The 14766-nt window shown below is 67.3% G+C and carries 10 protein-coding genes; 7 read left to right on the top strand and 3 right to left on the bottom strand.

The annotated features are described in order from the left end of the window. Positions 1 to 11: 11 nt before the first annotated feature. Positions 12 to 1520: a histidine--tRNA ligase gene (gene hisS, locus AADJ02_RS01830; protein WP_341211285.1), complete on the bottom strand. Its 1509-nt coding sequence runs from the start codon at positions 1518 to 1520 to the stop codon at positions 12 to 14. 145 nt (positions 1521 to 1665) lie between these two features. Between hisS and AADJ02_RS01825 the strand changes: the two genes are divergently transcribed. Continuing rightward, positions 1666 to 1860, top strand: coding sequence for a SlyX family protein (locus AADJ02_RS01825; protein ID WP_341211284.1), 195 nt, complete (start codon positions 1666 to 1668; stop codon positions 1858 to 1860). Between the two features lie 4 nt (positions 1861 to 1864). On the opposite strand, the gene AADJ02_RS01820 is transcribed toward AADJ02_RS01825, so the two are convergent. Beyond that, positions 1865 to 2431 (bottom strand): hypothetical protein, encoded by a 567-nt coding sequence (locus AADJ02_RS01820; RefSeq protein ID WP_341211283.1) that lies wholly within the window; start codon positions 2429 to 2431, stop codon positions 1865 to 1867. 77 nt (positions 2432 to 2508) lie between these two features. After that, complete coding sequence (dnaE, locus tag AADJ02_RS01815; RefSeq protein ID WP_341211282.1) at positions 2509 to 6018, bottom strand: DNA polymerase III subunit alpha; 3510 nt, start codon at positions 6016 to 6018, stop codon at positions 2509 to 2511. A gap of 342 nt (positions 6019 to 6360) precedes the next feature. Here dnaE and xdhA point away from each other — a divergent pair, with 342 nt between their 5' ends. Genes xdhA through AADJ02_RS01785 form a run of 6 tightly spaced genes read left to right on the top strand, consistent with a single transcriptional unit; the run spans position 6361 to position 14740 of the window. Then, positions 6361 to 7845 carry a xanthine dehydrogenase small subunit gene (xdhA, locus tag AADJ02_RS01810; protein WP_341211281.1) on the top strand — a complete coding sequence of 495 codons (1485 nt, stop codon included), beginning with the start codon at positions 6361 to 6363 and terminating at the stop codon, positions 7843 to 7845. Beyond that, a complete protein-coding gene (xdhB, locus tag AADJ02_RS01805) occupies positions 7842 to 10244 on the top strand; it encodes a xanthine dehydrogenase molybdopterin binding subunit (RefSeq protein ID WP_341211280.1) in 2403 nt (800 codons plus the stop codon). The genes xdhA and xdhB overlap by 4 nt, the downstream gene beginning before the upstream one ends. Beyond that, complete coding sequence (gene xdhC / locus AADJ02_RS01800) at positions 10241 to 11170, top strand: xanthine dehydrogenase accessory protein XdhC (protein ID WP_341211279.1); 930 nt, start codon at positions 10241 to 10243, stop codon at positions 11168 to 11170. Before xdhB ends, xdhC begins: the two co-directional genes overlap by 4 nt. Further along, positions 11167 to 12690 (top strand): ABC transporter ATP-binding protein, encoded by a 1524-nt coding sequence (locus AADJ02_RS01795; protein WP_341211278.1) that lies wholly within the window; start codon positions 11167 to 11169, stop codon positions 12688 to 12690. The genes xdhC and AADJ02_RS01795 overlap by 4 nt, the downstream gene beginning before the upstream one ends. Positions 12691 to 12749: 59 nt before the next feature. Continuing rightward, positions 12750 to 13832, top strand: coding sequence for an ABC transporter permease (locus AADJ02_RS01790; RefSeq protein ID WP_341211277.1), 1083 nt, complete (start codon positions 12750 to 12752; stop codon positions 13830 to 13832). After that, positions 13829 to 14740 carry an ABC transporter permease gene (locus AADJ02_RS01785; RefSeq protein ID WP_341211276.1) on the top strand — a complete coding sequence of 304 codons (912 nt, stop codon included), beginning with the start codon at positions 13829 to 13831 and terminating at the stop codon, positions 14738 to 14740. The genes AADJ02_RS01790 and AADJ02_RS01785 overlap by 4 nt, the downstream gene beginning before the upstream one ends. Positions 14741 to 14766: the final 26 nt, after the last annotated feature.

The raw sequence follows: 14766 nt of genomic DNA, 5'->3' as shown, positions 1-14766 counted from the left end.
GGGACCGGGCATCATGACGATTGGCCTTCGATCATCGCCTTCACCCGCGTGGCCAGCTCGGCACGTGGCACTTCGATCTGGGAGGGGCGATCCTTCCACTCCTCAAGCGTCGCGTTTTGCGCGATCTGCGCGCCGAGGATCAGGTCCTTGATCTGCACGACGCCGCGCTCCTTCTCGTCGCCACCCTCGATCACCGCGACCGGGCTACCGCGCCGGTCGGCGTATTTCATCTGGTTGCCAAAGTTCTTGGGGTTGCCGAGATAAACCTCGGCGCGGATCCCAGCGGCACGCAGCTCGGAAGCCATCTCCTGATAGTCGGCCATGCGGTCGCGGTCCATGACGGTGACAACCACCGGGCCTTGCGCCTCTTCGGCCCCGCGCCCTTTGGCGGCCAGCGCGGCGAGCAAACGGTCGACGCCGATCGACACGCCGGTGGCGGGCACGGCCTGCCCGGTAAAGCGCTTGACCAGATCGTCGTAGCGCCCGCCGCCCGCGACCGAGCCGAACTGACGCGGACGACCCTTCTCGTCGAGGATCTCGAATGTGAGTTCCGCCTCGAACACCGGTCCGGTGTAGTAGCCAAGGCCTCGTACCACCGAGGGGTCGATGACCACGCGGTCGGGCCCCATGCTCTGCGCGGCCAAAAGCCCCGCGATGGTCTCCAGCTCGTCCACGCCCTCGGCACCGATCTGCGATGTGCCGACCAGCTCTCGCAGCCGTGCCAACGTTGCTTCGGCGGTGTCGCGGCGCGCCTCCATGAAGCCCATGACCACCTCGGCCTGGTCGGCACCGAGGCCCGCACCTTGGGTATAGTCGCCGCTGTCGTCCTTGCGGCCCTCGCCCAGCAGCATACGCACGCCGTCGGTGCCCAGCCGGTCGAGCTTGTCGATGGCGCGCAGCACGATGCCACGCTCGGTCGTGAACTTCTCGGGGTCGGAGGGGTCGAGCACGCCCGCCACTTCCATCACGCCGTTCAGAACCTTGCGGTTGTTGACACGCACGATGTAATCGCCGCGCAAAATGCCGACCGCTTCCAGTGTGTCCGCGAGCATGGCGCAGATTTCGGCGTCGGCGGCGACGGAGGGCGCGCCCACGGTGTCGGCGTCGCACTGGTAGAACTGCCGGAACCGGCCGGGGCCGGGCTTCTCGTTGCGCCAGACCGGGCCCATCGCATAGCGGCGGTATGGCGTGGGGAGATCGTTGCGGTGCTGCGCATAGACCCGCGCCAAGGGCGCGGTCAGGTCATAGCGCAGCGCCAACCAATCGCCGGGCTTGTCGGTCTCGGTGTCTTCCTGCCACGCAAAGACACCCTCGTTGGGGCGGTCCACGTCGGGCAGGAACTTGCCCAGCGCCTCGACCGTCTCGACGCCGCTGGTCTCAAGCGCATCGAAGCCATAGGCATGATAGACCTCGGCGATCCGGCGCAGCATCGCGGCGCGCGCGGTGACCTCGGCGCCGAAATAGTCGCGGAACCCCTTCGGCGTTTCGGCGCGGGGGCGGCGGATCTTGTCCTTGGCCATGGATGGTCGTCCTTTCGAGGAGCGGAGTCGCGCGCGGGCTTAGCGCGGGCGGCTCACGGGGGCAACCTCCGGGCGCGCTCCGACGCATCCGTACGCATGGCGATTGGGGCTTGCACCGCGCGCCGGATCGGCGTTTTCAGGGGGCATGACCGACCAGATCGACATCGAAGAGAAGCTGAGCCACCTGATCCGCGCCGTCGACGACCTGTCGGACGTGGTGACGCGGCAGGAACGCGAGATCGCGGTGCTGACACGTCAGGTGATGCGGCTGACCGAGCGGGCCGAGGCCGACGCCGAAGGCAGCGTCACCCTGACCGACCAGCGCCCGCCGCATTACTGACGGCTCAGCCCTCGACCCCCATCGCCAGAGCCCGCCCGTCATGCAGCAGCATGTCGGCATGCCGCCCGCTTGCGCCGAAGGCGGCATAGGCAGTGAGAAAGGTCGTATTGCGCGCCAGTTTCGGCGCGGCACTGCCGCAGGGCTGGCCGTTGGGCACGCCACAGATCTGGCCCTTCACCTCCTCATAGGCGGCCCCCACCGTGTCGTGCAAAACACCCGAGCCGTAAGCCAGCGTCTCATGCGTACCAATGTCGCCGAACAGCGCCAGCGCTGCGGTGAACTGTCGCGCGCAACCATCATCGAAGCCGGTGACATACTGCGTGCGCTGACCGGTCGAAGTGGCGGCGGTGTCGTAGAGGGTAAAGCCCGACTCGGTGGCGACCGGCGTGCCCAGCGCCTTTTTAGACAGGCCACAGACCGTGGCGACCTCGCCGAAGGGCAGCGAGGCCCCCAGCGCGATCTCGCGGCTGTCGGGCGCGGGGCCCGACACGCTGGCGCTGCCACCACCGCCGGGACCGGCCTCGCAGGCCGCGAGGGCAATCAGAGCGCAAAGGGCGAGGACGGGGCGCATGGGCGGTCTCCTGTTGGGGCCTTGCCCGGTTCTAGCACGCGATCCCTCTTCGTCCATCGCGCCGAGCGGTGCGGCGCTCAGACCTCTTCGACCTCGATCACGCCGGGCAGCGAGCGCAGCGCTCCCTTGATCTGCGGCGTCACCGGCCAGTCGGCACCGCAGTCGATCTCGACCTCGCCGGGCAGCCCGTCGCCCATCAGGCAGATGCTGATCGGCCCGCGAGCGATCCGCTGGCCTTTCGGCACCTCGCGCCCTGCCCGTTCGAGCACGTTGGCCAGAAGCGTGATCGCGTCGGGCGCATCGAGGAACACGCGCAAGCCGGAGCCGCCCGCATCCGCGACCACCCCTTCGATCGGCACGACCGAACGCCCCAAGAGCTTGAGCTGATCGCTCTCCATCGTCGCCTCGACCTGCACCACGACCTGGCTACCTGTCTCCAGATGCTCGCGCGCGACCTCCAGCGTGTCCGAGAACATCGTCACCTCGAACTGCCCCGTCGGGTCCGAGAGCTGCACGAAGGCAAAACGGTTGCCGCGCGCCGACTTGCGCTCCTGCCGCCCCGCGACGGTGCCCGCCATCTTGCCGACAAAGGCACCGCGCGCGCCCGCCTGCTCCAATACCTCGTCGAGCGTCATCACGCCCTTGCGCTTCAATGGCGCGAGGTAGTCGTCGAGCGGGTGGCCCGAAAGGTAGAAGCCGACCGCCTTGAACTCTTCGGCCAGACGCTCGGCCGGAAGCCAGTCGGTCACCTGCGGCAGGCGCGGCTCGGGCAGATCCTCGCCCGCCTCGCCAAAGAGCGACACTTGCGCGGAGGCCTTCTGCTCGTGGATCGCGGCCGAATAGGCCACCAGCGCATCGAGGCCCGAGAACACCCGACGGCGGTTGCGATCGAGCGCGTCGAAGGCCCCGGCTCGGGCCAGCATCTCCAATGGGCGTTTGCCCACTCTTTTGAGATCCACGCGCCGTGCGAGATCGTAGAGCGTGGCAAATTGCTTTTCGCCGCGCCCTTCGACGATCAGCCTCATCGCTTCGACACCGACGTTCTTGAGCGCGCCAAGCGCGTAGACGAGCTTGCCGTCCTTCACGTCGAATGTGGCCTGTGAGCGGTTGACGCAGGGCGGCGTCCATTCCAGCGACAGCCCCTTTCGGACCTCCTGAAAATAGATCGCGAGCTTGTCGGTGAGGTGGATATCGCAGTTCATGACGCCCGCCATGAACTCGACCGGGTGGTTCGCCTTGAGCCACGCGGTCTGGTAGCTCACCACGGCATAGGCGGCGGCGTGCGACTTGTTGAAGCCGTAGTTGGCGAACTTCTCGAGAAGGTCGAAGACCTCCATCGCCTTCTTCTTGTCGACGCCATTGCCGGTGGCACCGGTCACGAACTTGGGCCGCTCCTTGGCCATCTCCTCGGCGATCTTCTTGCCCATGGCGCGGCGCAGCAGGTCGGCGCCGCCGAGCGAATAGCCCGCCATGACCTGCGCGATCTGCATCACCTGTTCCTGATAGACGATGATGCCTTGGGTCTCGGCGAGGATGTGGTCAATGCTGGGATGCACCGACTCCAGCTCGCGCGTGCCGTTCTTCACCTCGCAATAGGTGGGAATGTTCTCCATCGGGCCCGGACGATACAACGCCACCAGCGCCACGATGTCCTCGATGCAGGTGGGCTTCATGCGCTTGAGCGCATCCATCATGCCCGAGGATTCCACCTGAAACACCGCGACCGTCTTGGCGCGGGCATAGAGCTTGTAGGTCTTCTCGTCGTCGAGCGGGATCAGGTTGATCTGGTTCTCGGCGCCCTCGGGCGGCTGGTACAGTTCGGTCCCGTCCTCGGCCACGTGCAACGGCCGGCCCGATTTCAGGATCAGGTCCATCGCGTTCTGGATGACCGTGAGCGTCTTGAGACCGAGAAAGTCGAACTTCACCAGACCCGCCTGCTCGACCCACTTCATGTTGAACTGGGTTGCGGGCATGTCGGAGCGCGGATCGCGGTAGAGCGGCACCAGCGCGTCGAGCGGCCGGTCGCCGATCACCACGCCGGCGGCGTGGGTCGAGGCGTTGCGATACAGCCCCTCGACCTGCTGCGCATAGGTCAGCAGGCGGTTCACCACCTCCTCGTTCCTCGCCTCCTCGCGCAGCCGCGGCTCGTCGGCCAGCGCCTTTTCGATCGAGACCGGCTTTACCCCCTCCACGGGGATCATCTTCGACAGCCGGTCGACCTGACCGTAGGGCATCTGCAGCACCCGGCCCACGTCGCGCACCGCGGCCTTGGACAAGAGCGCGCCGAAGGTGATGATCTGGCCCACCTTCTCACGGCCATACTTCTCCTGCACATAACGGATCACCTCCTCGCGGCGATCCATGCAGAAGTCGATGTCGAAGTCGGGCATCGAAACCCGCTCGGGGTTGAGAAATCGCTCGAACAGCAGGCTGTAGCGCAAAGGATCGAGATCGGTGATGGTGAGCGCGTAGGCCACCAGAGAGCCCGCGCCCGAGCCCCGACCCGGACCGACGGGAATGTCATGGTCCTTGGCCCATTTGATGAAGTCGGCGACGATCAGGAAATAACCGGGAAAGCCCATGCCCTCGATGATGCCGAGCTCGAATTCGAGCCGCGCCTCGTACTCCTCGACACTCACCGCATGCGGAATGACGGCGAGGCGGTCCTTCAGCCCTTGTTGCGCCTGCCGGCGGAGTTCCACCACCTCGTCATCGGCGAACTTGGGCAGGATCGGCGCGCGCTTGTAGGTCTTGAAGGCGCAGCGGCGGGCGATCTCGACCGTGTTCTCCAGCGCCTCGGGCAGGTCGGCGAACAGCGTCGCCATTTCCTGTGGGCTCTTGAAGTAGTGCTGCGCGGTCAGGCGACGGCGCGGCTCCTGCTGGTCGACATAGGCACCCTGCGCGATGCAGATCAGCGCGTCATGCGCCTCGTAAATCTCGGGCTTGGGGAAATAGACGTCATTGGTCGCGACCAGCGGCAGCTCCATCGCATAGGCCATCTCGACATGGCCGCGCTCGCTCAGCTTCTCGGCCTCGGGAAGACCGTCCTCGCCTGGATGGCGCTGCAGTTCCACATAGAGCCGATCCGGGAAGGCCGCCTTCAGCCGCTCCATCAGCACCTCGGCTTTTGGCCGCTGGCCCTGCCGCAACAACCGCCCGACGGGGCCGTCGGGGCCGCCGGTCAGGCAGATCAGCCCGCCTGACAGTGCCTCGATCTCCTCGATCGAGACCTGCGGAAGCTGCCCATCGCTCTTGAGATAGAGACACGAGTTCAGCTTCATAAGATTCATGTAGCCAGCTTCGGTCTGCGCCAACAGCACGATGGGCGCGGGCAGCTCGGGCCGCTTGCCCGGCTCTGGCGGCAGATAGCACAGATCGACCTGACAGCCGACGATCGGCTGGATTCCCGACTTCGCCGCCGTTTCGGAAAATTCGAGCGCGGCGAACATGTTGTTGGTGTCGGTGATCGCCACTGCCGGCATCTCGGCCTTAGCGGCGAGACCGGGCAGCTTCTTCACGGGAATCGCCCCTTCGAGCAGCGAATGCTCGGTATGGACGCGCAGATGGATGAATCTAGGATTGGCCATAGGCTGGTTCTACGCGCGCTGGACGGGCACGGAAAGCGGGCGACGAACTGCCGCTCCGTCAAGGCCCGCGATTGTGATGCCCGGCCCACGCATGGGCTTGCCAGCCAATCCCCACCGCGCCGCCGGAACGGGCAACCCAAGGTGTCTCCTCTCGTTTTGCGGGCAAGTTGCTGCAAATTCGCCCGCGCGGCCGAGGTTGTGCCGCAACGACAGGCACGTGAGGCTTGCCAAACGCGCATGGCATCGGCTTTCATGAGGTTTGACACAAGGGCCGCCCGGTCTACGCCGCATCGACCGGGCGCATCGGCTCATGACCTATCCGGTAAGGCGGCGGATCTTGCGATGACCGATATCGCGTTTCTTCTCAACGGAGAGACGGTACGTTCAGGCGGAGCGCCGACGCGCAGCCTGCTCGATTACCTGCGTGAACAACGGGGCCTGACCGGCACCAAGGAAGGCTGCAACGAAGGCGACTGCGGGGCCTGCACGGTGATCGTCACCGATCCCGAAGGCGGCCTGCGCGCGCTCAACGCCTGCATCCTGTTCCTGCCGCAACTCGCGGGGCGCGCCGTGCGCACGGTCGAGGGGCTGGCAGAGGCCGGTGCGCTGCACCCCGTGCAACAGGCCATGGTGGATCATCACGGCAGCCAGTGCGGTTTCTGCACACCGGGCTTCGTGATGTCGATGGCCGCCGCCCATGCACAAGGCCGCACCGATCACGACGACCAGCTTGCGGGCAACCTGTGCCGTTGCACTGGCTACGCGCCGATCATCCGCGCCGCCCGTGCCGCCGAGGGCACTCCCCTGCCCGCATGGATCGAGAACGACCGCGCCAAGCTCGAAGCCCTCATCGCGACCGGATCGGCCGGTGATGCGACCGCGCGCGCCGATGCCGCCGCAGCACCCGCAGGCGGTCGTGCGCCCTACGAGCCGGAGGCGGGCCGTGGCACGGGCAAGACTCTGACTGAGGCACCGGGCTTCATTCCCGAGAACGCGGACGAGCTGGCCGCGTGGTATCTCGACCATCCCGACGCCACGCTGATCGCCGGGGCCACGGATGTCGCGCTCTGGGTCACCAAGGGCCTGCGCGCCTTGCCCGAGACAGCCTTTCTCAACCGCTGCGCCGATCTGCAGACCATCGAGCGCGAAGATGGCCGCATCCGCTTTGGTGCGGGCGTTACCATGACGCGGGTTCTTGAGACACTTGATGCGCCCTACCCCTCCTATGCCGAGATGGTGCGCCGCTATGGTTCGGTACAGGTGCGCAATGCCGCAACCATCGGCGGCAGTCTCGCCAATGGCTCGCCCATCGGCGACAACGCGCCGGCGCTGATCGCGCTGGGCGCCACGATCCACCTGCGACGGGGCGACGCGCGCCGCGAGCTGCCGCTTGAGGATTTCTTCATCGACTATGGCAAGCAGGACCGGCAGGCGAGCGAGTTCGTCGAGGCGGTGAGCCTGCCCGAGGGGCGCGAAACCTTCCGCGTCTACAAGATCTCCAAGCGCTTCGATCAGGACATCTCCGCCGTCTGCGCCGCTTTCGACGTGACCGTAAAGGACGGCACCGTCACGAGTGCGCGCACCGGCTTCGGCGGCATGGCCGCGACGCCCAAGCGCGCTTCCGCCTTCGAGGCTGCGCTCACCGGCAAGCCATGGAACATGGAGAGCGTCGAGGCGGCGCTGCCCACGCTGGCCGAGGACTTCACCCCGCTGTCGGACATGCGCGCTTCGGCGCAGTATCGGCTTGAGGCCGCACAGGGCCTCGCGCGGCGCTACTTTGCAGAAGTATCAGGCCAGAAAACCAGCGTGTTGGAGGTGCGGGCATGAGCGTCGGCCTTCCCCTCCCCCATGACAGCGCCGTCCTGCATGTGACGGGCCAAGCCCGCTACATCGACGACATTCCGGCCCCGGCCCATGCGCTGCACCTCGCCTTCGGCCTGTCGCGCATCGCGCGTGGGCGCGTCGTGTCGATGAACCTCGACAAGGTCCGCGCCGCCCCCCGCGTCGCCCTGGTGCTGACGGCGGACGACCTCGACCGTCCCGCCGATTGCTCGCCAAGCGCGCATGACGAGCCGCTGCTGTCGGACGGCACGGTGCATTACATCGGCCAGCAGCTGTTCCTCGTCGCCGCCGACAGCCACCTTGCTGCACGCAAGGCCGCAAGGCTGGCAGAGGTCGAATACGACGAAGAAACACCGATCCTCACCGTCGAGCAGGCGCTTGCCGCGAATGCGCGCTTCGAGGATGGGCCGCGCGTCTGGTCCAAGGGCGACGCCGAGGCCGCCATCGCCAAGGCCCCGCGCAAGCTCAGGGGCCGGATCGAGATGGGCGGCCAGGAGCACTTCTACCTCGAAGGCATGGCCGCGATGGCCCAGCCGCAGGAGGACGGGGTCACGATCCACTCCTCGACCCAGCACCCGACCGAGATCCAGCACAAGGTGGCCGATGCGCTCGGCCTGCCGATGTCGGCGGTCAAGGTCGAGTGCCGCCGCATGGGCGGCGGCTTCGGCGGCAAGGAAAGTCAGGGCAACGCGCTCGCCGTGGCCTGCGCCATTGTCGCGCAAAAGACCGGCCGCGCCTGCCGGATGCGCTACGATCGCGACGACGACATGACCATCACCGGCAAGCGGCATGACTTCCGCGTCGATTACGAGGTTGGTTTTGACGACCGGGGCCGGGTGCTGGGTCTCGACTTCACTCACTACACCCGCTGCGGCTGGTCGCTCGATCTGTCGCTGCCGGTGGCCGACCGGGCGATGCTGCACGCCGACAATGCCTATCTGCTGGAGGCCGTGCGCATCACCTCGCACCGGCTCAAGACCAACCACCAGTCCGCCACCGCCTATCGCGGGTTCGGCGGGCCGCAGGGCGTGCTCGGGATCGAGCGGGTGATGGACGAGGTGGCGCATTGCCTGGGCCTCGACCCGATTGAGTTGCGCCGCCGCAACTACTACCGCGCCGCGTCCGAGTTGAACAAACAGGCGCAGCACCACGACGACCCCACCCCCTCGCTGCCCGCCGAGAACGACACCGACCTTGCCTCGCGCGGTGCGCAGGCGCAGCTGCCCACTGGCAACGCCGAACCGGAAAGCGGCAGCAACACCACGCCCTATGGCATGGAGGTCACCGACTTCATCCTGCACGAGATGACCGAACGGCTGCTGGAGACCTCGGACTATCGCGCACGCCGCGAGGCCATCGCCGCGTGGAACGCCGAAAACCCGATCCTCAAGCGCGGCATCGGCTTCTCGCCGGTCAAGTTCGGCATCTCCTTCACGCTGACCCATCTCAATCAGGCAGGCGCGCTGGTGCATGTCTATCAGGATGGCTCGATCCACCTGAACCACGGCGGCACCGAGATGGGACAGGGCCTGTTTCGCAAGGTGGCACAGGTCGCGGCTTCGCGTTTTGGCGTCGGGATCGAGAGGGTACGGATCACCGCGACCGACACCCACAAGGTGCCCAACACCTCGGCCACCGCCGCCTCCTCGGGCTCGGACCTGAACGGCATGGCCGCGCAGAACGCCTGCGACACGATCCGCGACCGCATCGCCGACTTCCTCGCCGGGCTGCACCAATGCGCTGCTTCCGAGGTCCGCTTCGAGAACGACGAGGTGCATGTCGGTGGTGAAGTGCTCCGCTTCGAGCAGGCTGTGAAGCTTGCCTACGAGGCGCGGGTCAGCCTCTCGGCCACCGGCTTTTACAAGACGCCGGATCTGAAATGGGACCGTATCAAGGGACAGGGGCGTCCGTTCTTCTACTTTGCCCACGGCGCCGCCGTGACCGAGGTGGTGATCGACACGCTCACAGGTGAAAACCGCATCCTGCGCACCGACATCTTGCACGATGCGGGCCAGTCGCTGAACCCCGCGCTCGACAAGGGGCAGATCGAGGGCGGCTATGTGCAGGGCGCGGGCTGGCTCACCACCGAGGAGCTTGTATGGGACGACAAGGGCGCGCTCAGGACACATGCGCCCTCGACCTACAAGATCCCCGCCTGCTCGGACCGGCCCGACCTGTTTCATGTGGACCTGTGGGACGTGCCGAACCCCGCCCAGACCGTCTACCGCTCCAAGGCGGTGGGCGAGCCACCCTTCATGCTCGGGATTTCGGCCTTCCTCGCGCTGAGCCATGCGGCCTCGGCCTGCGGCCCCGTCTATCCGAACCTCGACGCCCCCGCGACGGCCGAACGCGTGCTCGCCGCCTGCCGGAGGGCGCGCGGATGAGCTTCGATCGCCCGGCACTCGCCGCCACCATCGCTGCGCATGGCCCGGTGGTGCGGGTGCTGGTCGCGGCGACCGCCGGGTCGGCACCGCGCGATCCCGGCACCGCGATGCTGGTCTGGAGCAGCGGCCAATCCGGCACCATCGGCGGCGGCGCGCTCGAACACGAGGCCGTGCTCTCGGCGCGCGACATGTTGGCAGCAGGACGACCCACGGCCCAGCGCCGCCTGCCGCTCGGCCCCACGCTGCGCCAATGCTGCGGCGGGGCGGTGACGCTGGTGTGGGAGCGCTTCGATGACGCCTCCCTGCCGGACACCCTGCCCCGCGCTCGCCCGCTCGGCCCCGCCGGTGACATGCCGGTATCGGTCGCGCGCAAGCTGGGCGCAATGCGCCCCGGTGCGGCCCCGACCCTGATCGACGGCTGGCTCATCGAGGCGGCCCCGCCCGAACGCCGCCCGCTCTGGGTCTGGGGTGCCGGACATGTCGGCCGGGCGATCGTCTCGGTCATGGCCCCGATGCCGGGGCGCGCCATCACTTGGATCGACCTCGCGCCCGACTGCTTTCCGACCGATATTCCCGAAGGCGTCATCGTGATCCCGGCCGCAGCCCCCGCTGCCCTGATGCCGCGCGCGCCGCAAGAGGCCGATCACCTGATCCTGACGCGCGACCACGACCTCGACCTCGCCCTCTGTCATGCCGCCCTCAGCCATGGCTTTGCCAGTTGCGGCCTCATCGGTTCGGCCACGAAATGGGCCCGTTTCCGGTCGCGGCTCTCGGCGCTGGGTCATTCCAACGCCTTGATTTCGCGCATCGCCTGTCCGATAGGCGACACCTCCTTGGGCCGCGACCCGCAGGCCATTGCCGTCGGCGTCGCCGCCGCGCTACTGAAAGGCGGGAACGAGAAGATGACGAGGGACCGGGCCGTATGACCACGCCGCTTCTGGAGCTGTCCGGCCTGACCAAGGCCTATCCCGGCGTTGTGGCCAATTCGGAGGTCTCCTTCGACATCGCTCGCGGCGAGGTGCACGCGCTCTTGGGCGAAAACGGTGCCGGCAAGTCGACGCTGGTCAAGACGATCTACGGCCTCGTGCAGCCCGACGCAGGACACATGCGTTTCAAGGGTCAGCTCTTCGCCCCTGCCGAACCGCGCGCCGCGCGTTCCGCAGGCGTCGCCATGGTGTTCCAGCATTTCTCGCTCTTCGACGCGATGAGCGTGGCCGAGAACGTGGCGCTCGGCATGGAGACACCACCCGCGCTAGGGCGTCTCGCCGAGCAGATCCGCGAAGTCAGCCAGTCCTACGGCTTGCCGCTCGACCCCGACCGCATCGTCGGCGACCTCTCGGCAGGCGAGCGCCAGCGCGTCGAGATCGTGCGCTGCCTGCTGCAGGAACCGCGCCTGCTGATCATGGACGAGCCGACCTCGGTGCTCACCCCCCAGGAGGTGAACATCCTGTTCGAGACCCTGCGCAAGCTGCGCGCCGAAGGGGTGTCGATCCTCTATATCAGCCACAAGCTCGAAGAAATCCGCACGATCTGCGACAGCGCCACGATCCTGCGCCATGGACGCGTCGTCGGCACATGCGATCCCAAGACCACGGCTGCGCGCGACATGGCAGAGCAGATGGTCGGCGCGACGCTCGCTACGCCGTCGCGCGCGGGGGGGCGGACCGGTGAGGTGGTGCTTCAACTCTCTGGCCTTTCGGCTCCCGCTCCCCGCGCCTTCGGCACGGCCCTCAAGCACATCGACTTGGAGTTGCGCGCGGGCGAGGTGCTGGGCATCGGCGGTGTCGCGGGCAACGGTCAGGACGAATTGGCCATGGCGCTGTCAGGCGAGATGGCGACCGCGCCCGGCATGATCCGCTTCAAGGGCCGTGAGATCGGGCGCGAAGGCGTCAACGCGCGCCGCCACATGGGTCTTCTTTGCGCCCCCGAAGAGCGTATGGGCCATGCCGCGGCCCCGGATATGAGCCTGACCGAAAACGCGCTGCTGACCGCGGGCCCGCGCGAAGGCCTCGTGCGTCACGGTTTCCTGCGCTGGGGCCGTGCGCGCGGCTTTGCCGAAAGGGTAATCGAGCGGTTCGACGTGCGCACGCCCGGTCCCGGCACCGCAGCCCGCGCGCTGTCGGGCGGCAACCTGCAGAAATTCGTCATCGGACGCGAAATCCTGCAGCGCCCCGAGGTGCTGGTCGTGAACCAACCGACATGGGGCGTCGATGCCGCCGCCGCCGCGACGATCCGGCAGGCATTGCTGGATCTGGCCGAAGCCGGGGCCGCGCTGATCGTTATCAGCCAGGACCTCGACGAGCTGATGGAGATCTCGGACCGCTTCGCGGCGCTCAACGGCGGCGCTTTGAGCGCACCGCGTCCCGCCGAAGGGCTGGGGATCGACGAGATCGGAATGATGCTGGGGGGCGCGCATGACCTCGCGCCTGCGCATGGGGAAGGCTGAGGGATCTTGAGTATTTCTGGAGTAAAGTCGCAGGGCCCGCGCGCCCGGAAGCAGGCCGCATGATCCGGCTTGAGCGCCGCCCCGAGCCGTCGCGTGCCTGGACACTGGCCACACCCTTCGTCGCCGTGGCGCTGACCATGATCGCGGGCGGGCTGATGTTCGCTCTCATGGGAAAGGACCCCTTCGAGGCGATCCGCACGATTTTCTGGGATCCGCTCTTCGGTGATTTCGCCTCCTACTCGCGTCCGCAGCTTCTTGTGAAGGCCGGGCCGCTGATCCTCATCGCCATAGGCCTCTCCTTGGGCTTTCGCGCCGGGATCTGGAACATCGGGGCCGAGGGGCAATACATCCTCGGCGCGATCTGCGCCGCTGCCACCGGCCTTGCCTTTTATCCCGCCGAGACATGGCTCGTCTTTCCCGCGATGATCCTCGCGGGCGCGCTGGGCGGCATGCTCTGGGCGATGATCCCGGCCCTCCTGCGCGTACGCTTCGGCACCAACGAGGTGCTGGTCTCCCTCATGCTGGTCTATGTCGCCGAGGCACTGCTTGCCTCCATGGCTCTGGGCCTGTTGCGCAACCCCGAGGGCCGGGGCTTTCCGGGATCGCGCAACCTGTCACAATACCCGTCGGCGGCCAACCTCGACCTCGTGCCCGGCACCGGCCTGCACTGGGGCGTGGCGCTGGCGCTCATTGCCGTGATCGTCGGACAGGTGGTGATGACCCGCCACCAGCTCGGGTTCCGGGTGCGCCTCGCCGGGCAAAGCCCGCGTGCTGCCGTCTTCGGCGGCGTAAATCCAGGCTGGCTCGTGGTGGTCTGCATGGGCATCTCTGGCGCGCTCGCGGGGCTTGCGGGCATGTTCGAGGTCGCAGGACCCGCGGGCCGACTCGGCATCGACTTCAACGTGGGCTACGGCTTCACCGCGATCATCGTGGCCTTCCTCGGGCGGCTGAACCCGATCGGCATCCTGCTCGCGGGGCTGTTGATGGCGCTGACCTACATCGGCGGAGAGCTGGCGCAGCTGCAGATGAACCTGCCACTTGCCGCGATCCAGATGTTTCAGGGCATGCTGCTGTTCTTCCTGCTCGCGGTCGATGTGCTGACCAACTTCAGCGTCCGTTTCGGCCGGAGGGCGCTGGCATGAGCAACATCGATCCGATCCTGCTGCTCTCGGCGATCATCATCGTCTCCACCCCGATCCTTCTCGCCGCCATCGGCGAGCTGGTGGTCGAACGCGCCGGCGTGCTGAACCTCGGGGTAGAGGGGATGATGATCACGGGCGCCGTCTGCGGCTTCGTCGTGGCCACCATGACTGGCTCGCCATGGCTCGGCTTTGCCGGCGCGGCCTTGGGCGGCGCGCTCCTGTCGATGGTCTTCGGCGTCCTCACACAGCTTTTCCTGTCGAACCAAGTGGCCACGGGCCTCGCGCTGACGCTGTTCGGCCTCGGCCTCTCGGCGGTGCTGGGTCAGGGTTACATCGGCGTGAAGGGCCCGGCGGTGCCGGACCTCTATATCCCGCTGCTGCGTGACATCCCGTTCCTCGGCCCAGTGCTGTTTCGCCACGACGCGATGGTCTACATCGCGCTGGCCGTCGTGCTGGGCGTCTGGCTGTTTCTCAATCGTACCCGCATGGGCCGGGTGCTGCGCGCCGTGGGCGAAAACCACGAAGCCGCGCATGCTTTGGGCTACAAGGTCGTGCGCGTACGCCTCGCGGCGATCGCCTTCGGCGGTGCCTGCGCCGGTCTGGGCGGCGCCTATCTCAGCCTTGTGCGCGTGCCGCAGTGGACCGAAGGCATGACGGCGGGCGCGGGCTGGATCGCGCTCGCGATCGTGGTCTTCGCAAGCTGGCGACCGGGACGACTGGTGCTCGGCGCGTGGCTCTTCGGCGGCGCCACGGCCCTGCAGCTGGCGTTGCAGGCCTCGGGCGGCGTGCAGATCCCGATCGAATATTTGCAGATGGCGCCCTATCTGGCAACCATCCTCGTTCTCGTCATCCTGCGAGCGGGCCGTGCGCCCGGCTCGCTCGGCCGCCCCTTCCACGCCTCGAGCTGAGGCGGAAGATTCCACCAACAGGGAAC

The organism is uncultured Limimaricola sp., from assembly GCF_964022235.1.
In the GTDB taxonomy this organism is placed as follows: domain Bacteria; phylum Pseudomonadota; class Alphaproteobacteria; order Rhodobacterales; family Rhodobacteraceae; genus Limimaricola.
The sequence above is the reverse complement of the archived record's forward strand: the minus strand, read 5'-3'. Positions and strand labels throughout refer to the sequence as shown.